The following is a 21538-nucleotide window of genomic DNA, read 5'->3' on the forward strand; positions in this document are numbered from 1 at the left end:
GCATTTGATTTAAAAACCAATGTTCAGACCAACTGTGTACACTTTGGCAATAGGGTAGCCCCCATAGTCCACACCAGGTTCAAGCGGACTTGCACCTTGCACGCTCACCTCAGGATTGTAGCCGGTGTACTTGGTCCAGGTGACCGGATTTTGCAGGTTGACGTAGACCCTCATGGTGCGCATCTTTATTTTTTCCAGCAATGGTCCGGGCAAATTGTAGCCGAGCGCGATGTTGCGGATCCGCAGAAACGAGCCGTCTTCGACATGTACGGATGAAATGTTGGCGCTGGAATTGCTGCTGGCGTACTTGTTCAGGTCGCGGTTGGTACGGGGAGTTTTGCCGTCTCCCGGATCCTGCGCCGACTTCCAGCTGTTGTTCATTTCACGGATCCCATTGGCAGTACCGGCGTAGTTTGCATAAAAGCGACGTCCGAGATTGAGGATCTCATTACCCTGCACACCTTGCAGTAATATGGTCAGATCTATTCCTTTGAAAGAGAATGTATTGGTCATGCCATAAATAAAATCCGGCTGCGGGTTTCCCAGAATGGTACGGTCGTCGCTGCTCAGCTTTCCATCGCCATTTACATCCACAAACCGCAGCTGGCCAGGTTTCGATTCTGCAAATGCAGGACTGTTTTTCACTTCGTCCTCGGTTTGGAAAATCCCGGCAACCTCATAGCCATAGTAGTTGCCCATCGGCTTTCCGATCTGCGTGACGTGACTGGCGGTAACCTGGTAATTTCCATACAAAGGATCGCCGCTCGGTCCCAGAGCCAGTACTTTATTTCTGTTGAACGAAATATTGAAATCCGTACTCCATTTCAGCTTTTTGTTAAGGTTCTGCGTCGTTAGTCCAAACTCCCAGCCTTTGTTTTCGATCTTGCCGATGTTCTGGCGGGCAGTTGTATACCCGGTAATGGACGGGGTAGGCACGTTCAGCAGCAGATCGGACGTGATCTTTTTATAGTAATCGGCCACCAGAAAAATCCGGTTTTGAAATATCCCAAGTTCAAGGCCAATATCAGCCTGCTTGTTCTTTTCCCAGCTCAGGTTAGCATTGCTGATCCTGTTCGGTCCGAGCCCATTAACCACGGTGCCCGCGAAGGTGTAATTTCGCTTTGACAATAACCCGATGTGATCATAGTTTCCGATGAAGTTGTTTCCGGTATGACCATAGCTGGCCCTCAGTTTCAATTCATTGATCACAGGTATACTCTTCATAAAGGCTTCTTCCGAAATGCGCCATCCGGCCGACACCGAAGGGAAAACGCCCCATTTGTTATTTTGTCCGAAACGTGAAGAACCATCGCGGCGGATCGTAGCTGTTAAAAGGTAGCGGCTGTCATAGCTATAATTAGCACGTGCCAGGTACGATAGCAGCGACCATTCCTCAGCCGTGGTGGAAGCCGACGATACAATTCCTGCATTCAGGGTTTCTACCAGGTCATTTGGGAAGTTAGTCGAATTGATCTGCGCATTATCGGAGCGGACTTTCTGGGCAGTAAATCCACCCAGCGCGTCAAAATGGTGTTTGTCCCACGATTTGTTAAAATTCAGAGTATGCTCGATCAGCCAGTTGTACGAACTGGTGTTGGTAGCGCTGCCCGCCGGGATCAATGGCGGAACGGCGCCGTCGCGGCCTACAATGGACGGACTGAATGTATTCTGACGACTGGATTGCAGGTCTGTACCGAGCAACAGTTTATATGTGAGGTTATTCAGGATTTTGTATTCGCCGAAAACAGTCCCGAGCAGACGCAGTTCATTCAGGCGGTTAATCCGCTCTTTGGCCAGCTTTACCGGGTTTTCAATGCTGCTGAAACCGTTTCCCAGATCCAGTCCGGTGGAATAGGTGCCGTCTTCCTTGTAAACCGGCAAATGCGGCGCCATTGTCAAAGCGGAGAGTACAATCCCGCCATTGGCCCAGTGACCTTCCGAGCCTGTCGGATTACTGATGGTGTAGGCAGGTGTTAAATTCAGGCCGATTTTAAAACGTTTCGATGCCTGTGCTTCCAGGTTTACGCGGAATGTATATCTCTTAAAATCGGAATTGAGCACGATTCCGTCTTGTTTGAAATAACCGCCGGAAGTCATGTATTTGATCTTATCATTCCCGCCGGAAAGCGTAAGCTGTACATTATGTGTCGGTGCCTGGCGAAAGATTTCGTTTTGCCAGTTTGTACCCTCTCCAAGTGCACCCGGATTTTGTAAGGCAGGTAATATCTGGTAGATGGCGGTCCTGGCAGAGTTTGGGTCTTCCGGCTTGCCGCCTGCATCCACCCAGGCATTGTTGCGGCTGTCGATGATATACTGCGCAAACTCGCTTGCATTCATCATATCCAGGGTTTTTGTCACATTTTGCACACCTGTATAAGCATCGATATCCACCCGCATCTTTCCGGATTTTCCACTTTTGGTAGTTACAATCACAACCCCATTGGATCCGCGTGATCCGTAAATGGCCGTGGAAGAAGCGTCTTTCAGGATCTCTACCGACTCGATATCATTCGGATTCAGGGAATTCAGCGGGTTGCTGGTCTGATTGTAGGAAGCGGTCACGGGGAAGCCGTCGATCACATACAATGGCTCGTTGCCCGCACCGATTGAGCCGGTCCCACGCACGCGTACTGTAAGTCCGCCGCCAGGTGTACCGGTGGTTTGGGCTACATATACACCCGGCATTTTGGCGGTCAATGCACCGTCCAGACTGGGTGTAGGTAAGCCGGCAATGTCTTTGGCACTCACCGAGGCTACTGAACCGGTAATGTCGCCGCGTTTTTGTGTACCATATCCCACCACCACCACCTCGTTAAGTGCTTTAATGTCTGCTACAAGCTTCACATCGAGCTGGTTACGATTACCCAGTGTAATTTCCTGAGGTGTATATCCCACAAAACTGAACACCAGGATCGCTGATTCTCCAGCGACGGAAAGGTCATAGTTACCCTCAATATCCGTGGTTGTCCCGGCAGAGGTACCTTTTACTACCACACTCACTCCGGGTAAAGGTTCGTTGTTATCCGAGCCGGTTACTTTGCCGCGCACCCGCACATCGGCGTTCTGCTCAGCTGTAAGCCGGACTTTTTCGTCGGAGCGCAGCACTGAGGTTTCCTTTTTTGCTTTGGACAACAAAATTTGCCCGTTCACTACCTGGTAATTAATACCAAGCGGGGCAAAAAGACGATCCAGGACGGAGGATAACGCTTCGTTTTTAGCTGTCACGCTCACCGTTTCCGAAACGCGAACTACCTCCCGGCTGTATGCAAACCGGACTTTTGCATGGTTTTCGATCCGGTTCAATACCTTTTCAAGCGTAGCGTCCGACAGCTTCAATGTCAGGTTACGGTTCAAAAGCTCCTGCGCCGGTGTACGGTGTGCATACGCCATAGCAGAAAGGAAAACCGCGCAAATGAGCTGGTAGAGGGTTAGGCGCATAATAGTTACAAGAATGCCATACTTGCAATACAAGTGTTTCTTCATAATTTTACTAATGACTGGTTAATAGGTTCGAAATCGTTCGGAATCACGGGTAACCGCAGTCGCGGCGACCGTGGTTGCGATTAGTCAGTTACGGTCAGGAGTGTTGCAACCACTCCTGACTTTCCTGTCATTGTCTGATCAGTTTTAATCATAGGCAATCGGGTTTTAGTTAGTATAGATCGGGGTTTAGGAAAAGTCGATTGTAATTATTGCCCGCCGCAGCTTTCGCCCGACAGCACAATGTGGTCTCCATCCATTTCATAGGTACTGCCCAAAAGGGTGTTGATCATTTCGAGTATTTCAGGCAGATTTTGATGGTCGAATCCGACTTTGATCACGCATTGTTTTAAAAGCGGGTTGGCAATGGAGATTTTCACCCGGAATACTTTCTGAAGTTGTTCCGTAATTTCCTGAAGAGGCACGTTATCAAAGTTGAGCGATACCGGCTGCCAGGTTTCATTGTTATTTTTCATGACATCCATATTTGCCATTCTCAGGTCATTGGTAGCTCGCTCAAAAACGGCCTGCTGCCGAGGTTTAAGCAGGACTTTTTCAGCCCGATCTTCGGAGCTGACGGACACGCTTCCGGTCACCACCGAAACCTGGTACGTTTTTTCATCGCGATTGGCGCGAACATTAAAGCTGGTACCGAGCACTTCTGTTTTCAGTGTACCACTGTGAATAATGAAAGGATGATTGCGGTCTTTGGACACATTGAAAAAACCTTCTCCCTCGAAAACGATTTCTCTGGTTCCTTTTCCGTTAAAAGTCCGCGGGTGCTCAATGCGCGCGCCCGGCTGAATCCACACAATGCTGTTATCAGGAAGTTCGTAGCGTATGATTTTCTTCTGCCGGTTTATCATTTGAACAGGCATTTCCTGGCTGGTAACAGAGGAAACCGACTGTGTTTTAAATTGCAGATGATAAAATAAAAATCCGAGCGATAAAATCACGGCGGCGGCTGCGCCACTCAGGTACACTTTCCAGTTGATGACGCGGATAGGCGTTTCTTCAACGGTTGCTTCCTGATCAGATATCTGGTCTTTGATGCGAAGGAGAAGCTTCTCTTCGTCATTTTCCGTAAATTCTTCGTCCGGTTGCAGGTGAAGGGTACGGTACCATTCATCTACAAACTGATGTTCGGAATCGGTGCATTCATTGGCCAGATACTTGCGGAGCAACTCAGGCGACGGGGTCTTGTTGATCATTTTTGTATAAATATTCCATGCTTTAATGCAATCTCTACTTATACAGTCTGGAAAAACGGACGGTATCCCTTAGTTGAATGTGAATTTATTTTTAAAAAATAGGATAGGTAATGGCGTGTTCAAAGGAAGGATATTCCCAGCAAAGCCAATGCAATGTAATCTTTCATTTCGACGCGAAGGATTTTCAGTGCTTTGCTGATGTGCGCTTCCACAGTTTTTTCCGAGATATCCATTGCCGCGGCAATTTCCTTGAGGCTGTGGCCTTGCCGGCTGAGCTCAAACGCCTGGCGGCATTTCCAAGGCAATTTGAGAAGCGATTGATTGTAGAGCTCGCTGAGCACATTCATGTCGAGATGCTGCTGTGTATCGTCGGCAGAAGGGTTTTCTGCTTCTTCCAGCGGCACTACCTGTTGCCTTTGTTCTCGGTGATAATGCGTGATAATGGAGTTTTTCAGGATGCCGTTGAGGTATGCACCGACATTTTTCCGGGCCTCGAATTTGTGTCTGCCCAGCCAGAACTTCACAAATGTTTCCTGTACAAGGTCTTCTGCCACAGTTTTGCTCCCGGTTTTCCGGATCGCGTTTTGTACGAGCGATTTGACGTGACGGCGATACAGTTCGGTGAACGCAACCTCGTCGTGCTGGTTGCAGACCAAATGGACCAACGCTTCATCAGAAAATGCAAGATAAGATTGCGACACCAAGGCCTGCTGCTCTAAAAGTTATAACTACTGTCCCGACGCAAAAGCCATTGCACTGAAATATTTACCTGTTGGGAAATGAGCAGGTCCGCTTATCGGCAGGCTTGCTATTTCGAAGGAACAAGGAGCAATTTGAAACAAGTCCCTTCCCCCGGTTTGCTTTCAACCTCAATGCTCCCGCCCAGCGCCTCGACCTGGAATTTGGTAATAAAAAGGCCAATGCCTCGTGCATCTCTGTTTCCATTAAAGGTCTTGAACATACCGAAGAGATCTTTCCCATGCTTTTCAAGATCAATGCCAATCCCATTGTCTTTCACCTTCACACATATGAGTTCATCTTCAATAGCAGAGCTGATCTCGATCGAGGGGGAGCGATCGGGATGATGGTATTTAAGCGCATTGGTCATCAGGTTCAGTGCTATACTTTCCAGGTAAGACGGCTGCGCGACAACCATTGCGTCGGGATCGATATTGATCGACACACTGGCATTCAGGGAGACAATTTGCAGATGCAGTGTTCTTTTTGCGACTTCAAAGAATTGCAGCAGATGGCAAGGCTCTGTCTGTAATGTGGTAAAATTATGAATTTTCGCCGCTTCTGAAAGGTTCTCGACTGTCGTGGAAAAGGCTTTCGAGAGATCTTTTAAAAACCCGAAAATCTCTTTTTGTTCATTTGCATCGGCAGTCAGGTCGTATAATGCCAGCAACGAACTGAGGTTACCTGAGTAGGAGCGGAGGTCGTGCGCGACTACGTTGGCAAAATTTGCCAGGCGCAAGTTCTGCTGTTTGATTACTTCGTTGGATTTCGACAATTCACGTTGCGGAACCTTTACTTCATTGATGTCAGCAACATGGACGAAAAAGCCTTTCACTTCCCCGTCGACAATATCAGGGAAGTAGTTGGCGAGGGTAAATCTTTTACCGCCCGACGGCATCGGAATTTCGCGCTCAAAAGTTTGTGGCTGTCCACTCAATACCCCCTGAATATAGGGAAGGTTTTTTTCGTAAAGTGGTCCAAGGAGTTCGGAGATAGTAATCTTATCGATCATTTCTTCACTGCTCTTGCCGAACCATTCCAGATACGAAGCATTCGCAAACCTGCATACCAGATCTTTGTCCCAGTAGGCGATCATTGCTGTGATGTGGTCAACTACGGAACGTGCGAGTGACGATTTTTCTATTTGCATGCTGCCGCCTTTATTCCAATCCTCTGCATATGATATATATGATTATTGAGGCAAGATATATCAAAAATGTAGTAAAACTCATGATTTGCATCATATTCAGCAGCCTTAGAGCGCCTGTGTTTACTCCCGGGGGATGATGTCAAATTATTTGTACAGGCATGAAAATTTATCATAAATATTCTTCAAATTACTTATCAGTCCAGAAAGGATAACCTACTTGAATCATGAAGTCAGTTTCACAGTGTTCCCTATTCAGAAATGAAGTTAAAAATGCAACTCGAAGCCAGCCAAATGGCCAAGCTCCTGGCTAATAGCTTTGAGGTAATTTCCCTTTTGAACTCTTCTTTTGAGATAATATACCGTAGTCCAAATGCAGCGCGGATCACAGGCTGGGCAGATCAGCACAGACTGGGTGCACGCCTGGAAGATGCGATCCACCCCGACGATCTGGCTAATGTATTTCAATCGCTTCACGGCATTTCGCAACTGGAAGGAATGTCGGCTTCCTGTGTGTTCCGTACGCTCAGGCCTGGCGGAGATTACATCTGGATAGAGTCCGCTTTTACAAATTTGCTGCAAGACCCTGATATTGCTGCGATCGTATGCCATTACCAGGACATTTCGGAACAACGCAGATCCAACTTTTTGCTTGAAAAGAGCAATAGCGAACTGTATGCATACAAATACGCCCTCGACGAATCGGCCATTGTTGCTGTTACTGATCAGAAAGGCGTTATAAAACATGTGAATGAAAACTTCTGCCGCATATCCGGGTATGTTTACGACGAGCTCATCGGGAGAGATCACCGGATCATCAACTCGGGATTTCACGACAAAGCATATATAAAGAACCTCTGGACAACCATTGCCAATGGAAAAGTCTGGAAAGGAGAATTGAAAAACCGGACAAAAGACGGAAAATATTACTGGGTTGATACAACGATTGTGCCTTTCATTGATGAGAAGGGAAAACCTTACCAGTATGTTTCTATTCGGTCGGATATCACTGAGCGCAAATCCGGCGAGGAGAAGCTCAGGCAGGAACAGGCGCATTTACGCCTACTGGAATCGGTTATAACGAACACCCGCGATGCTATCCTGATCACCGAAGCCGTACCCCAGGACGAACCGGGGCCCAGGATCATGTACGTGAATGAAGCTTTTACGAAAATGACCGGGTACACTTCCGAGGAAGTAATCGGCCAGACGCCGCGGATATTGCAGGGGCCAAGAACGGACCGCAAGGAACTTGACAGGCTTAAAGAGAGCCTGCTCAACTGGAAGCCCTGCGAGATCACGATCATCAATTACAAGAAGAGCGGGGAGGAGTTCTGGATCAATCTCGCGGTGACGCCGGTTGCTAATGAACATGGTAAGTACACGCACTGGATATCGGTCGAACGGGACATTACAGAGCGGCGCGAGCTGGAAGATCTGCTGGACAAGGTTACTACCCTGGCCGGAATTGGAGGCTGGCTGGTGGACTTAGTGAAAAACACCGTTTTCTGGTCTCCGATTACCCGTAAAATCCACGAGGTAGGCGCAGATTATGAACCTGAACTCGTGTCCGGACTGCAATTCTATAAGGAGCCTGCCGACAGGGACCACATTCAGCACCAGATAACCCGGGCTATCGAGGAGGGCATCTCTTTTGACTACGAAGCACAAATAGTAACAGCACTCCGAAATACCAGGTGGGTGAGAGTAATCGGAGAACCTGAGTTTGAACGTGGTAAATGTGTTCGGATCCGGGGAAGTTTTCAGGACATTGATATCAGAAAGAAAGCAGAGCTTACAGCCACGCTCGCATTGGAAGAGAAAAATACCATTCTGGAAAGTATCGGCGATGCATTTTTTGCAGTTGACAGAAACTGGATTGTGACTTACTGGAATAATGTTGCGGAGTCTGTCATGCTGAAAAGCAGGATACAAATGGAGGGGCAGAACCTCTGGGATGTATTTTCAGATGCAGTTGACTCGGTATCTTATCAAAATTATCATTACGCTGTTGAAACCGGACAGGCAGTTCACTTTGAAGATTTCTATCCTCCTACGGACAAGTGGTATGATGTCAGTGCCTATCCGTCAGCCAATGGTTTGTCGGTCTATTCCAAAGACATTACAGAACGCAAGAAGATCAATTCTGCATTGGAAGAATCGGAACAAAATTACAGTTCGCTCTTTGAGTTAAGCCCGCTGCCTATGTGGGTTTTTGATATCCGCTCACTTAAATTCCTGGACGTTAACCAGGCGGCGATCGAGAACTATGGATACAGCAGAGAGGAGTTTTTGAGTATGTCGATCGGCGATATCAGGCCGGAGGAGGATCTCCCGCTTCTGCTGGAATTGCTTGACCAGGAGAGCATACCGCGTGAAACTGTGAGGCAGGGAATGTTCAGGCATATTAAAAAGAATGGTGAAATGATCAAGGTCGACATTCAGAGCAACCTGATCCAGTACAAGGGAAAGCCAGCCAAGGTAATCATCGCCAATGACATGACGGAACGGTTTAACTACATCCGCGCCATTGAACAGCAAAATGAGAAACTCCGGGAAATTGCGTTTATGCAATCTCATGTTGTCAGGGCTCCGTTGGCAAGGATTATGGGCATTGCGTCCATGTTGCAGAACTGGGAAACTTTTGCCGACGAGCGTGAGAAACTGCTCGAATTCCTTCAGATAGCAGCCAACGAGCTGGATAATGTTGTGAAAGACATTTCAGATAAAACAGGTCTTGCGCACGAGTTTAAGAAGTGAGACGGTCGACGGCAGCTATTTTCTTACGTGATAATTTAGTGTAAAACGGAAAGCTATATACGTACTTAAAATGATCTGTCTTTAAACACCAAAGTGAACTGAGCGCCCTGATTAGGCTGGCTCTCCAGCGTAATGCTCCCGCCCAGATTGGTAATATGGTTATAGATCAGAAAAAGCCCAACTCCCTTTCCATCAGCATGATTGTGAAAGGTCTGGTTTAACCCGAAAACCTTGTCCTTCACTGCATCCATATCAAAGCCAAGTCCCCGATCAGAATAAATCAACTTTGTGTCCCGGTTAAGCTTATCCGAGACAATGGAGATTTCAGGATTTTTGCCCGGAATCGCATATTTAATGGAGTTCGTAATGAGATTGAGGAATGTACTTTCCAGGTAGGCCCGGTTATATTTCACCGTTTTTGCCCTTGAAAAGTCCACATGAAAGGTAGTCTTGGAATCATATATTAATGATTTCAACGAATGACGCACCTTGTCAAGAGACTCTTCAATGTCGAATTCCTCGATTTTGACCGTCAGCAGATCCTTTTTCAACAGCGCGTCTACATAGTTGTTCAATGTATCTTTCAGACTTTCTGCTGCAGATTTAAGGATCCCCAAAAATTCAATCGTTTCCTGATCCGTAATGCTGGAAGTGTCCATCAGTTCAAAAACAGAAAGTAAATTGCTTACCGGTGAACGGAGATCGTGCGAGGCGGTGTAAGTCAGCTGTGTAAGATCGCGATTGATCTTGGTGAGGCTGGTAATGAGCAAATTCTGATCCCTTTCAAGAAGCTTAAGGTGCGTGATGTTTTTGGCTGTTGCGTAAACGAGCTGTTCTTCGTAACGTGGAATGGAGTTCCAGGAAAGCCACACTGCTTCACCGGATTTCGTAATGTAGCGATTCTCATAGTTATAGAGCGGGATGTTGTTTTTGAGATTCTCCCGATACTGGCTTGTGATGTTGCGGTCTTCCGGGTGGATGAAGGAATCAATAGGTCTGCTCAACATTTCCTCCTTGGTATATTCCAGCAGGTTGGACACGGCCGGGTTGATCTCTTTGAAATAACCATCGAATCCTGCAATGCAAAGCAGGTCCGCCGATTTTTCAAAAAACACTTCTTTATCAATTTTATTCGTACTAGTCGGGTAAGTGGAGGGCGCGTTCATCAGATATTGGAGTTGACATAAAAATATATCAAAACAAGCTAAGGACAGCAGTTAAGGCTGAATTTAGATGCATTCTGCATTACAACTTACCGATAGAACGCCACATGGTAAGCTCGCCGGCGTACCGGTTTTTGATCACTTCGCATTTGTCAGCAATGCGCATGGTCGGGCGGTCTTTCAGGTTGTAAGCCGGCCAGGCAGGTACATCTTTGGCGGCGGGTTTGCCGGTGCGGGCAAATGTGGTCCAAAGCTCGGCGAAATGGTGTGAGGCTACGAAACGTTCGGGTCGGTTGCCGCCGAAGAAACTTTCTTTGGGCACTGAGCCGTCGCGAGGCGGGATCTCATTGTTGAACTTAAACGAAATGTCCATCGCGTGCGGCGTCCCCATTGCATATTCGGTGCCGGGTATCTTCTTTTCAGATTTATAGCCGAAGTTGTACAGATAAACCGGCGCGCCATTTTGCTTCGCCTTCTTCTCGGCAATGTCGATCGAGCCAAGTCCCATCATGGTAATGGACGAGATAGCCACGAAAATGTCCGGCGCGGTGGCATCGGGTGTCGCTTTCCGGTAGGCTTGAATGATCTTTTGCGTATCTGCACCGTACTGCGGTTCCAGCTTTTTTTGCAGGCCGTCAAAATCCATTTTGAATGGTTCGGTCTCTTTTCGCTCCCAGGCAAAGAAGGTATATTCATCTTCATTCCAGCCAACCAGCAGCGGTTTGTCTTTTGAAATAGCAGGTGCAGTCGGATCAAATGGATGGTGGGGCAGCACATTTCCGTCTACCACCGGACCGAAACCGCCCAAGCGGCCCTGCATCCCGCTGCGTTTGCTGTTTCTTCCCTGGAATGGCGGCACAAAGGGTAACTTCGCCTGAATTGCCAGCAGATCTGCGGTGGGCACTTCCAGCAATTTGCGCCAGTTGTTTGCTGGTATGTTCAGCTCTTTCAAAAGCATGGCCGTGGTTTCTGCCGCAGTCTCTTTTGTGGACATGCGCACACCGGGCCCGCTTTCAATGGAAGCTTTGTTAAAGTAAGGTGCTGCCTCGGGCATCGCGTAAAGGCAGGAGGTTTTTGCCCCGCCGCCTGATTCACCAAAAATCATCACATTACCAGGATCGCCGCCGAACTGCGCAATGTTTTCATGTACCCATTTTAATCCGGCTGCAATATCGAGAATGCCCATGTTGCCTGAGCCCGCATAATCCTGGCCAGCAATTTCATCCAGGTACAAAAACCCGAGTAAGCCCAGTCTATGATTGGTTTGAACAACAACAACATCGAAGTTACGTGCCAGGTTGGAACCATCCTGACTCGCCGAGGCACCCGAGCCGATCACAAAACCGCCGCCGTGGCTGTAAAACATTACAGGCCGCTTTTTGTTATCGTTGGCCGGTGTCCAGACATTCAGAAAAAGACAGTCTTCGGCAGGTGCAGGTTCATTTCTTCGTGGCGACTGAATCGCAGGCGGACCAAATTCCAATGCATCCCTGACGCCTGTCCACTTTTCCAAAGGCGCAGGCCGACGAAATCGCCTTTCACCGGATACTTTGCCACCATAGGTAATCCCTTTGAAATGTTGACACCGTCCATTCGGGCGCCCTTGATCTTACCGTAGCTTGTTTCTGTTGTGACAAATTCATCAGCGCGGCGGGAGTTCAGAAAGCCAAATGAAGGCAGCGAAATGGCGGCAGTGGCTAACGATAACTGAGAAAGAAAATCTCGTCTGTAAATAGGTTCCATATCAACAAACAGGGTTAGGATCATGCAAGATTACAAAAGAATGCAGGCAAAGTCTAATCTAAATTCTGATTTGACAATGAAGTGCTGTAATCAGTTCAAACTCCGGTATTCGTTTGGTGTAACCCCGGTCTTTTGTTTGAAAAGTCTTGTGAAATGCTGCTGGTATTTAAATCCCAGCTGGTAAGCGATCTCGCCAAATGAATTGTCCGCCTCGAATATTTTCACTTTTGCTTCTTCGATCAATCTGGATTGAATGAAGTCCAATGCGGTGTGGCCGGTCTCTTTTTTGATAAGATCGCCAAAATAGTTGCTGGATAAATGAAGTTGTTCGGCGCAGTAAGCCACACTGGGCAAGCCTAACGTTTGTGCTTTTCCGGATTTGAAATAATCATTAAGCAAATCTTCAAAACGCACCAGGATGTTTTTGTTTGCATTCGTGCGGGTGATAAACTGCCGATCGTAAAACCGCATGCAGTAATTGAGGAACAATTCGATATTGGAAACGATCAGCGTTTTGCTATGCTTGTCAATGTTCTGATCCATTTCGGTACGGATCTTTTCGAAACAATCGATAATGGTTTCTCTTTCTTTTTTGGATAAATGCAAGGCTTCGCTGACTTCATATGAAAAGAACGAATATTCCTTTATCGTTTTTCCCAGATGCGTTCCTGCGAGCAAATCCGGGTGAAAGATCAATGCATAGCCGGAGGGTTTGGTAGCTACGCCTTTGCTGTCGATGCCGTAAACCTGCCCTGGCGCTACAAAAACCAATGTTCCGTCTTCATAGTCGTAAGGCTGGCACCCATAGATCATATCCCCGCATTTGATGTTTTTGAGGAATACGGCATAAACGCCCATGTACCGCCTGAAATGCTGGACAGTCGGAATCTCATTGAAATTAACTACGCTCACCATCGGGTGCAGTGTCTCGGCGCCCACCCAGTTGTTGTACTGCTTTACAGTTTCCAGCCTTTCTACCTGTTCCATATCCCAAAGATTTTCAATTCAAATATAGTAATGCATTTGCGCGGAAATTCCTTTAAATGGGCAGATCAGTAAAACTGGTAAATAAACCTGTAACTTGTGTAAAAACCGGCGGTCTGTGCCTGGCGACCTTTGTGATACAAATTGAAAGTAAAATTCTCTTACTATGAAATTAAACACAAAATCAGCTATTTACGCATTGCTAGTCGGCGCTTTCTTGCCAATAACAGCATTTAGCCAACATAAAACTTCGGCAAACATGACAAATCAGAACAATGAACCGCTTTTCGAAAAAGGAGATAAATTAACCAACGGATATTTCACCGGTGACGCTTACCTGTTTCCCCTTCTGGCCAGGGATAAAAACAATGATTTTGCAATCGGCAGTGTAACCTTTGAAGCTGGTGCCAGAACCAATTGGCATACACACCCACAAGGACAAGTGCTCATCGTTACTGAGGGAGCAGGTTATTATCAGGAAAAAGGCCAACCTGCGCAGCCGATCAAAAAAGGGGACGTGATTAACATTCCGGAGAACGTGGAGCACTGGCACGGAGCAGCGGCAATGTCGAAAATGGCACATATTGCGATTACCAGTTATGAGGGCGAAACCAATGTAGTCTGGCTTAAACCAGTCTCGGAGGAAGAATATAGTGCCGTGAACAAACAGTAAACCTGCTCAATCATGAAATTAAACAAACTGTTGTCGGCGGTACTCATTTTTGTCTCGCTGCTGGGTGCCCACGTTATGAAAGCACAAACGAACATTCCCAAACAAGCATTGAGCGGACGCGAGCAAAGCATCGTCGCAATTTCCGGGCTGACCGCGGCCGGGGACCTTGAAAAGCTTTCGACGGAGCTGGGCAATGGTCTGGACGCAGGTTTGACAGTGGAGGAAACAAAGGAAATACTGGTGCAGCTCTATGCCTACTGCGGTTTTCCACGAAGTCTGAATGCGATTAATACTTTCATGGCTGTTGTAGAAAAAAGGAAAGCAGACGGGATGAAGGACAAGCAGGGAAAGCCGGGTGTTGTTACGAAAGCAGGTAATGATTCATACGAGCAGGGTAGGAAAGTTCTGGAGACATTGACCAAAACACCGCAGTCAAAGCCAGCACCTGGTTTTGGTGAATTTGCGCCGCGAATCGATGCATTCCTGAAAGAACACTTGTTTGCCGACATTTTCGAAAGTGAAGTATTGACTTTTCAGGAGCGGGAATTTGTAACCATTTCAGCACTCGCTGCAATGCCTGGCCTGACTCCGCAGTTACAGGCTCATGTGAAAATGGGTATCAATGTGGGTATTACCGAAAACCAGCTTGCAGAGGCAGCACAGCTCATTGAAAAACTGGTCAGCAAAACACAAGCCAATACCCTGAGAAAAATCATTTCCCGGCCTGAATCGCCTGTTGTTGAGGCCGATATGATGGTGCGGATCTCGGAAATTGAGATCGTACCTGAATTCCTGACGGAGTACAATGCCATTTTGAAAGAAGAAGCCGCAGCTTCGGTCGAAAAGGAGCAGGGTGTTATTGCTATTTTTCCCATGCGCATGAAAGAGCAGCCGAACCAGAGCAGGATCGTTGAGATATATGCTGACAGCGCCGCCTATCAGTCGCATCTAAAAACGCAACATTTCCAGCATTACAAAACAACCACCCTCAAAATGGTGAAAGCATTGAAGCTGGTGGATATGAATGCGCTGGACAAGGAAACCATGCTGGAAATTTTTAGAAAGCTGAAATAATTGAAAGCGGTGACCGCTAGTTCGAAAAACAGAAGTAAATATGGATGAAATGGACAGTGACTTTGGAGTAAAAGATATTTTTGAGAGAATGAAGGCCGGTGAACCGATCCGTAAAGATGATCCTGAGTACAGCTTATTTCAGCGGGCCGTCGCCAATACGATCCAATTATCGGCTGTAATGAATGCTTCCGGAGATATCGACCAGGCAAGGGAGCGGCTGAGTGAAATCATCGGCACAAACATCGACGCATCTACGACCATTTTCCCTCCATTCTATACCAATCTGGGCAGACTTATTAGTCTAGGCAAAAATGTGTTCATCAATCACGCTTGTTCCTTTCTGGATATGGGCGGGATAACTATCGAGGACAATGTGATGATCGGCCCGAGGGTTAACCTCACATCTGAAACGCACCCTTTGGATCCGGGAGATCGCGAAACAGTTATCCCAAAGTCAGTTATCATCCGGAGAAATGCCTGGATTGGAGCAGCTGCTACGATCCTGCCGGGTGTTACAATTGGTGAAAACGCAGTGGTGGCAGCTGGCGCAGTAGTAAGCCGGGATGTTCCGGCGAACGCAATTGTCGCAGGTATCCCGGCCAAAGTGGTAAAAACAATATAATTATCAGTTCGTCATTTCTTTGCAGGGCCATATTCTGCATCTGTTACCTTTTGCAGCCAGATCAATGTCAGAATTGAAAGACTTGGTAAATTCCTCTCTTCTATAAACAGGAGGCTCCTCGGGAGCCGAATAATACCTTGTAATTGCTTTCACATAAAGCGGGAACGCAGCCGCAGAGCGGCTTCCTGTTTATAGAAACAACACATCGCGTCTAATTAGGGCTCCCGCGGAGCCTCCTGTTTGCCGGGAATGGCGCTATACTGGATCTGATCACCCGATGTAACCCGGCTACTTTTCGTAAATTAATGAATGCTGATTAACTAAGAAATGCCGCCGCATCAAAAGACAAGGCGGCATTTAAACGGTACGGATATTAGTTACCCTTCAAAGACGCCATATCAATCACAAAACGATACTTGACATCGCCTTTCAGCAGCCGCTCGTATGCTTCATTGATGTTTTGAATGTCGATCATTTCAATGTCTGCCGTGATGTTGTGCTCTCCACAAAAATCCAGCATTTCCTGTGTCTCCCGGATACCGCCTATGGAAGATCCTGCGAAGCTTTTCCGGCCGACAATGAGGCTGAATGCGGCTACCGGCAACGGGTGCTCGGGTGCGCCTACGAGCGCGAGTGAACCGTCAACACGCAGCAGGCTGAGATATGCATTGATATCGTGCTCGGCACTGACTGCATCGAGGATAAAGTGCAGCTTCCCTTTGAATGCAGCCATTTGTTCCTTGTCTTTGGAAAGAACCACTTCATCTGCCCCAAGCCGTTTAGCCTCTGCAAACTTGGTTTCCGAAGTGGTAAATGCGACCACATGAGCGCCCATTGCTTTGGCGATTTTGATCGCCATATGGCCTAGTCCGCCAATCCCTACAACACCTACCTTTTTGCCTGGACCTACCTGCCAGTGGTGCAGCGGCGAATACGTGGTGATACCCGCACAAAGCAACGGAGCTGCCGCGGCAAGGTCCAGGTTGTCGGGAATGCGGAGTACGTAATGCTCGTCGACAACAACCGTTTCTGAATAGCCGCCAAACGTTGGCGAGCCGGGAAAATAAGGGTCAGGGGCATTGTATGTACCTACCATGCCGGGCTCGCAGTATTGTTCGAGTCCTTCCTTGCAGTATTCGCATTCGCGGCAGGAATCTACCATACAACCCACACCCACCATATCACCAACCTTGAATTTGCTGACGTGCCCGCCCACATTTCTAACCTTGCCGACAATCTCGTGGCCGGGCACGCACGGGTACATCGTTGGTCCCCATTCGCTGCGCGCAGTGTGGAGGTCGGAGTGGCACACGCCGCAGAATAGAATGTCAATCTCTACATCGTGGGGTGTGGGTTTTCTTCTTTGAATGCTTAGTTGTTCCAGTTCCGCCTCTTTGGCCTGGTTACCAAATGCCTTAATCTCAAATGACTGTGTCATGTTATCGTTGTTTGTTGGAATAAATGTTCAGGCTTAAATCACCGGCGCGACGACCAGCCATTAAACCTACTACAAAAGTCGTGCATGATGTTCCTGCACTATTCATTATAAACCCTGGAGATAGCCTGTGGGTTTTTGCAACGGCCATAGCCGAGGCGTTTAACGCACCTGCCGGGAGGAATTTTCTGCGATTGATATTGTCCATCTGTTCGTTCGTGTTTTGAGTAGTAATCAGAAGCACAAATTTCAGCGTTATCAGGTGGTGGAATGTTATACAAATTACTGTATTGTCTACCAAAATTCCTGATTGGGGATATTGGGTTAAATACTTGTTTTGCGATGATAATAGGGTCGTGCTGACGAATTGGAGCTGATGAAAGCGCTACTGTGAGGTTCCCTTTATATCTTAGTCAAATGAACTGGATAACACGTGAACGGCCAAAAATTGACAGGTTAGCCTGTCCCTGGTTAATCCGGAGATTCATAGACCCGGAAGCTCAGTTTTTCTTTGTACCATCCGATATAGTAGTTGAAAAAGCGAAAGAGCTTGATGCCATTGCTTTTGACGTACCCGGCGTTGAGCTGACGCATTATGAGGACCGCTGCACATTTGATCGCCTGATTGAAAAATTCAACATCCGCGACGACGCCGTGAATGATATGGCTATCATCATTCGTGGTGCAGATACCGATGTGCATTCATTGGCACCACAAAGCTCAGGGCTGTGGGCCATTTCCGCCGGTCTGGCTTTCAACTTTATTGATGACTTCGAACTGCTTGAGAAAGGGATGCTGATCTACGATGCACTTTACAGCTGGGCGAGACATTTACAAGATCAAAAGCATACGCAGAATCCAACCGAAAAGCTGCTATTGGAGATATTTAATACTTATATGCTTGAAAAGACGGGGACTGAGAAAGCTCCCGTTTGGGCCAGGCAATTAAAAGAGATTATCCAGGATCAGATAGATACAAATCTGAATCTTAGCCTGAAAGAAGTTGCCGCAGGGCTGGATATGAACCCGTCGTATGTATCCCGTGAATTCTCCAAATATTTTAGTGATATGTCGTTTGGCGAGTACATCCGCAAACAAAGGATCGAAAAGGCTATTGAACTACTTGGCAGCACTAAAAACAGTCTTGCTGAAATTGCTTACCTGACTGGTTTTTCCGATCAAAGTCACTTCAACCGCATTTTCAAGCTTCATACAGGACAAAATCCTTCTGCATTCAGAAAATCTTTGCGCAAAAAGTAAACTCCGTACAAATCCGTCATTTCCGTTCTATTTTCCGGGATTGCGACCGGTTAGTATTGCAGTGCAGTCAGCACCAGCTGCTGCATTCAAAACTTGTGTCATTATTAACTGAATCGATGAAAAAGTATTTACTGCTACTGTTTGTCTTGTTCACAATTCCGTCATTTTCTCAGAAGCTGATCAATAAGCAAAACGGCGTGTGGCTAGGCTATTTCAACCAAAGCAGGCTAACAGATAAATGGGGCATCTGGCTCGATGTTCACGCAAGAAGGACTGACTTTCTTGAACGCTGGTCTGCGCAGCTCATTCGTCCGGGCATTACCTATTATGTTAATGACCATCTGCGACTTACCGCCGGATACACCTATGCGCGCAGCTATCCTGCTGCTGGCTTGCATACCGTTCGGCCGGAGCACCGTCCATGGCAGCAGGTACTTTGGACGAGCCGCCAAAAGCGCTTGCAAACTCAACAATGGATACGTTTGGAGGAACGCTTTAACAGGAAAACCGCAAATGACCGTCTGCAGAAAGGATATGGCTTCAATTTCCGGGTTCGCTATCTACTTAATCTAATGGTTCCTCTAAACCGTGATTTCATCGAGCCCAATACAATCTTTTTTGCCTTTAATGATGAAATCCATGTTAATGCGGGCAAGCAGATTACCTATAATCTTTTTGATCAGAACCGCTTTTTCGTCGGTTTGGGTTATCAGTTTACAAAAGGGCTGAATGCACAGCTGGGTTATATGAACCAGTTTCAGCAGCTGCCTTCCGGAAATCACTTTAATAGCAACAATGTGCTGCGGTTCTTTGTTTTTCACAATCTGGACTTCCGGCACAAAAATCAGACTGAATAGTTTCGAAATTGAATCGCAGTAACAATTCAATTTTGCATTATCCTGAGGGTTTGTTTTGGTCAGACAGTGAGTATGTGGTGCATTCACTCCGGCGACAGACTGTAAAATGCGTCCATTCTTTTAACCAGGTTATTTTCATCAAAGAACATAACCTCGATCGCTGTTTTATTCATAACTGTTTCATAGTATAGTGCCACCGAATCCACACCTTCTGTAATGCAAAGCAACTTGAAGTGTAAATCAGGAAATTTCAGGATTGCAACATTCCAGTAATCTCTCACTGCGTCTTTACCATAGAGCGTGTTTTCAGTTCCACCAGTCGCAATTTTAATCATGGGTGTCGTGACCTGAACATCTTCTGAAAAATGGGATAGAACGCCCTCAATATCATGGTTGTTCCATGACTGTAACCAACTATTGGCAAAATCTCTCGTATTCATGGTGCTGTAATTGACTTATACCTATCAAATGCATTGGGAAGATGTAAATATATCTTTTTATACCATTTAATGCATGAATCCATTTACACTCCTGGCGTTAGGCAAGTCGCTATTGACGAGCGAAGTAAGTCTCTTTTAAATACTCCCGAAGCGAAGTGGGTTTGCGACCCAGCAGACGCTCTACTGTATCGTGTGTGCCAGCCAACATACCGTGTTTGGCGGAGGCGCCCCACTGAGCAATGAAATTCGCGACGGCTTCGGGGAATCCAATTGCCACTTGCCTCGCAACGTAGGCCGGAATCTCAGTGTTTTTGTAAGTAATCGGGCGGCCAGCTAGCGAGGATAATTCCCGTGCAATGTCGTGAAATGAATAGGCTTCGCTACCTGTCAGGGTATACTCTTTATTGTCATGCCCTTCGCTGGTCAGCAGAGCAGCGGTAGCAGCAGCCAGTTCGGCTCGCTTAACGAATGCGATCCTGCCTTCGCCCGCCGGGAATAAGATCTCTGAATCGGGTACCTCGCTTCCGATCATGTAGGCCAGACCTTCAAAGTAGTAGCCGTTTTTAATAATGGTGTATGTCAGTCCGGAGGCTTTGAGATAGGTCTCCGTAGCCAGGTCGCTTTCGGTGACTTCTTGCATCACGAAGTTGCTACTGCGTTGAATGCTGGTATAAAAAAGGTGTTTTACTCCGGCCTCCTTCGCTGCGTCGATCACATTCCGGTGTTGCAGTACCCGGTCGGTAAATGCCACTGCTGACACCAGCAGCACCTTATCAATGCCTTGCATGGCTTGTACCAGCGAAGGGTAGTCAAAGTAGTCGGCTTGCCTGACATCCACACCTCGCTCCACAAGGTCTGAGGCTTTGCTTACATCTCGCACCAGAGCTGCGATTTCTCCGGCGGGAGTATTATTAAATAAGTAATCAATGGTTTCGTGGCCCAGGCCACCAGTTGCGCCAGTTATTAAAATCATGATAATAAATTAAAAATCCAGTTATATTTACTTGCGTTTTGCAAGTGTAAAGGTAAGAATAATTACTTGCAAATAGCAAGTGAAATAATATATCATTATTTATGAAAGAACTAAAACAACGTTCTACCTGCCCGGTGAGCACGTCGCTGGACATATTCGGGGACAAGTGGACCTTACTTATCCTGAGGGATATGGTGTTTGCTGGGAAATCTACCTATGGAGAATTTCTGCTGTCAGCAGAAAAGATTGCTACTAATGTTCTTGCAGATCGTTTGGCAGTCCTGGAATCGCAGGGCATACTAACCAAGACTGTGGCGGCCGACAAAAAATCGAAGTTCACTTACCGCCTGACCGGAAAAGGGGTGGATACCGTGCCCATTATCGTAGAGCTGGTTCTGTGGGGATCCAGGCATTGTCCAACTGACATTGCCACTGATTTGCTGGCTGAACTCCGAACCGACAAAGGCACCGCCGTTGAGAAGTACCAGAAACTAGCCCGCGAAAAGTCACTCATATAGGAAAAGGGTAGATTTTCTTGGTTAGACCGCGCAACGGATCTTATGACAAGGATCTCTATATATATAGTAAATCATTTTCCTGACTGGAAGTGTTAGCGCTACCATGTCTTTCCTAATCGATAACTGCGATAATTACTTTCCAGGTAAATGAATGGGGTGCGCTGAAAATATTTGGAAGTTTTTTGAAAATATTTTCAGCAGATGCTTGCTTGTTAAAATTGTTCCTCCTACTTTTGCACCCCGATCAACAACAAAGGCATCGCAGACGGCGACGCCACGAGTTCTGAGAATTTCAGAGCAACGTTCTTTGACATGATGAAGAGAGCAAAAAGATAGGTTCGTTAGAAACATTGATGGGCTTCTTTCGGGAGGTTACATCGGATAATATTTACAATGGAGAGTTTGATCCTGGCTCAGGATGAACGCTAGCGGCAGGCTTAATACATGCAAGGCGAAGGGG

General features: G+C 47.0%; 17 protein-coding genes and 1 rRNA gene. 8 read left to right on the forward strand and 10 right to left on the reverse strand.

Features of this window, described 5'->3' with window-relative positions:
- Positions 1–9: 9 nt before the first annotated feature.
- From AC1XTG_RS10470 to AC1XTG_RS10485, 4 genes are all read right to left on the reverse strand, one after another.
- Positions 10–3483 (reverse strand): TonB-dependent receptor, encoded by a 3474-nt coding sequence (locus AC1XTG_RS10470; RefSeq protein ID WP_484841944.1) that lies wholly within the window; start codon positions 3481–3483, stop codon positions 10–12.
- 206 nt (positions 3484–3689) lie between these two features.
- Entirely contained in the window at positions 3690–4691 is a 1002-nt protein-coding gene (locus tag AC1XTG_RS10475) for a FecR family protein (RefSeq protein WP_484841945.1), read from the reverse strand.
- Positions 4692–4810: 119 nt separating this feature from the next.
- Positions 4811–5392, reverse strand: a complete 582-nt coding sequence (locus tag AC1XTG_RS10480; protein WP_484841946.1) for an RNA polymerase sigma factor — start codon at positions 5390–5392, stop codon at positions 4811–4813.
- Between the two features lie 107 nt (positions 5393–5499).
- Entirely contained in the window at positions 5500–6579 is a 1080-nt protein-coding gene (locus tag AC1XTG_RS10485) for an ATP-binding protein (protein ID WP_484841947.1), read from the reverse strand.
- 270 nt (positions 6580–6849) lie between these two features.
- Here AC1XTG_RS10485 and AC1XTG_RS10490 point away from each other — a divergent pair, with 270 nt between their 5' ends.
- Complete coding sequence (locus tag AC1XTG_RS10490; RefSeq protein WP_484841948.1) at positions 6850–9336, forward strand: PAS domain S-box protein; 2487 nt, start codon at positions 6850–6852, stop codon at positions 9334–9336.
- 65 nt (positions 9337–9401) lie between these two features.
- Here AC1XTG_RS10490 and AC1XTG_RS10495 read toward each other — a convergent pair whose 3' ends face one another.
- The 3 genes from AC1XTG_RS10495 to AC1XTG_RS10505 form a co-directional block, all read right to left on the reverse strand.
- Complete coding sequence (locus tag AC1XTG_RS10495; RefSeq protein WP_484841949.1) at positions 9402–10502, reverse strand: PAS domain-containing sensor histidine kinase; 1101 nt, start codon at positions 10500–10502, stop codon at positions 9402–9404.
- A 79-nt stretch (positions 10503–10581) separates the two neighbouring features.
- Positions 10582–12066 (reverse strand): carboxylesterase/lipase family protein, encoded by a 1485-nt coding sequence (locus tag AC1XTG_RS10500; RefSeq protein WP_484841967.1) that lies wholly within the window; start codon positions 12064–12066, stop codon positions 10582–10584.
- Between the two features lie 266 nt (positions 12067–12332).
- Positions 12333–13229, reverse strand: coding sequence for a helix-turn-helix domain-containing protein (locus AC1XTG_RS10505; RefSeq protein WP_484841950.1), 897 nt, complete (start codon positions 13227–13229; stop codon positions 12333–12335).
- A gap of 256 nt (positions 13230–13485) precedes the next feature.
- Here AC1XTG_RS10505 and AC1XTG_RS10510 point away from each other — a divergent pair, with 256 nt between their 5' ends.
- The 3 genes from AC1XTG_RS10510 to AC1XTG_RS10520 are packed head-to-tail and all read left to right on the forward strand — an operon-like array spanning position 13486 to position 15595.
- Positions 13486–13899: a (R)-mandelonitrile lyase gene (locus AC1XTG_RS10510; protein ID WP_484841951.1), complete on the forward strand. Its 414-nt coding sequence runs from the start codon at positions 13486–13488 to the stop codon at positions 13897–13899.
- Between the two features lie 12 nt (positions 13900–13911).
- Entirely contained in the window at positions 13912–14973 is a 1062-nt protein-coding gene (locus AC1XTG_RS10515; RefSeq protein WP_484841952.1) for a carboxymuconolactone decarboxylase family protein, read from the forward strand.
- 40 nt (positions 14974–15013) lie between these two features.
- Entirely contained in the window at positions 15014–15595 is a 582-nt protein-coding gene (locus tag AC1XTG_RS10520) for a DapH/DapD/GlmU-related protein (RefSeq protein WP_484841953.1), read from the forward strand.
- A 373-nt stretch (positions 15596–15968) separates the two neighbouring features.
- On the opposite strand, the gene AC1XTG_RS10525 is transcribed toward AC1XTG_RS10520, so the two are convergent.
- Positions 15969–17033 carry an NAD(P)-dependent alcohol dehydrogenase gene (locus AC1XTG_RS10525; protein ID WP_484841954.1) on the reverse strand — a complete coding sequence of 355 codons (1065 nt, stop codon included), beginning with the start codon at positions 17031–17033 and terminating at the stop codon, positions 15969–15971.
- Positions 17034–17447: 414 nt separating this feature from the next.
- Between AC1XTG_RS10525 and AC1XTG_RS10530 the strand changes: the two genes are divergently transcribed.
- Positions 17448–18290: a chromate resistance protein ChrB domain-containing protein gene (locus tag AC1XTG_RS10530; protein WP_484841955.1), complete on the forward strand. Its 843-nt coding sequence runs from the start codon at positions 17448–17450 to the stop codon at positions 18288–18290.
- A gap of 116 nt (positions 18291–18406) precedes the next feature.
- Entirely contained in the window at positions 18407–19147 is a 741-nt protein-coding gene (locus tag AC1XTG_RS10535) for a DUF2490 domain-containing protein (protein WP_484841956.1), read from the forward strand.
- Between the two features lie 83 nt (positions 19148–19230).
- On the opposite strand, the gene AC1XTG_RS10540 is transcribed toward AC1XTG_RS10535, so the two are convergent.
- Positions 19231–19587 (reverse strand): nuclear transport factor 2 family protein, encoded by a 357-nt coding sequence (locus AC1XTG_RS10540; RefSeq protein WP_056288699.1) that lies wholly within the window; start codon positions 19585–19587, stop codon positions 19231–19233.
- 109 nt (positions 19588–19696) lie between these two features.
- Positions 19697–20560, reverse strand: a complete 864-nt coding sequence (locus tag AC1XTG_RS10545; RefSeq protein ID WP_484841957.1) for an SDR family oxidoreductase — start codon at positions 20558–20560, stop codon at positions 19697–19699.
- Between the two features lie 101 nt (positions 20561–20661).
- Between AC1XTG_RS10545 and AC1XTG_RS10550 the strand changes: the two genes are divergently transcribed.
- Positions 20662–21078 (forward strand): winged helix-turn-helix transcriptional regulator, encoded by a 417-nt coding sequence (locus tag AC1XTG_RS10550; RefSeq protein ID WP_484841958.1) that lies wholly within the window; start codon positions 20662–20664, stop codon positions 21076–21078.
- A 390-nt stretch (positions 21079–21468) separates the two neighbouring features.
- Positions 21469–21538 (forward strand): 16S ribosomal RNA (locus tag AC1XTG_RS10555); the annotation flags it as partial.

The organism is Dyadobacter sp. HNCC25DJ183, from assembly GCF_056895175.1.

What these genes read in the sequence shown, in the direction of transcription:
- AC1XTG_RS10470 (WP_484841944.1), bottom strand. Translation starts at nt 3,483, where the DNA reads ATGAAGAAACACTTGTATTGCAAGTATGGCATTCTTGTAACTATTATG.
- AC1XTG_RS10475 (WP_484841945.1), bottom strand. Translation starts at nt 4,691, where the DNA reads ATGATCAACAAGACCCCGTCGCCTGAGTTGCTCCGCAAGTATCTGGCC.
- AC1XTG_RS10485 (WP_484841947.1), bottom strand. Translation starts at nt 6,579, where the DNA reads ATGCAAATAGAAAAATCGTCACTCGCACGTTCCGTAGTTGACCACATC.
- AC1XTG_RS10490 (WP_484841948.1), top strand. Translation starts at nt 6,850, where the DNA reads ATGCAACTCGAAGCCAGCCAAATGGCCAAGCTCCTGGCTAATAGCTTT.
- AC1XTG_RS10495 (WP_484841949.1), bottom strand. Translation starts at nt 10,502, where the DNA reads ATGAACGCGCCCTCCACTTACCCGACTAGTACGAATAAAATTGATAAA.
- AC1XTG_RS10505 (WP_484841950.1), bottom strand. Translation starts at nt 13,229, where the DNA reads ATGGAACAGGTAGAAAGGCTGGAAACTGTAAAGCAGTACAACAACTGG.
- AC1XTG_RS10510 (WP_484841951.1), top strand. Translation starts at nt 13,486, where the DNA reads ATGACAAATCAGAACAATGAACCGCTTTTCGAAAAAGGAGATAAATTA.
- AC1XTG_RS10515 (WP_484841952.1), top strand. Translation starts at nt 13,912, where the DNA reads ATGAAATTAAACAAACTGTTGTCGGCGGTACTCATTTTTGTCTCGCTG.
- AC1XTG_RS10520 (WP_484841953.1), top strand. Translation starts at nt 15,014, where the DNA reads ATGGATGAAATGGACAGTGACTTTGGAGTAAAAGATATTTTTGAGAGA.
- AC1XTG_RS10525 (WP_484841954.1), bottom strand. Translation starts at nt 17,033, where the DNA reads ATGACACAGTCATTTGAGATTAAGGCATTTGGTAACCAGGCCAAAGAG.
- AC1XTG_RS10530 (WP_484841955.1), top strand. Translation starts at nt 17,448, where the DNA reads ATGAACTGGATAACACGTGAACGGCCAAAAATTGACAGGTTAGCCTGT.
- AC1XTG_RS10535 (WP_484841956.1), top strand. Translation starts at nt 18,407, where the DNA reads ATGAAAAAGTATTTACTGCTACTGTTTGTCTTGTTCACAATTCCGTCA.
- AC1XTG_RS10540 (WP_056288699.1), bottom strand. Translation starts at nt 19,587, where the DNA reads ATGAATACGAGAGATTTTGCCAATAGTTGGTTACAGTCATGGAACAAC.
- AC1XTG_RS10545 (WP_484841957.1), bottom strand. Translation starts at nt 20,560, where the DNA reads ATGATTTTAATAACTGGCGCAACTGGTGGCCTGGGCCACGAAACCATT.
- AC1XTG_RS10550 (WP_484841958.1), top strand. Translation starts at nt 20,662, where the DNA reads ATGAAAGAACTAAAACAACGTTCTACCTGCCCGGTGAGCACGTCGCTG.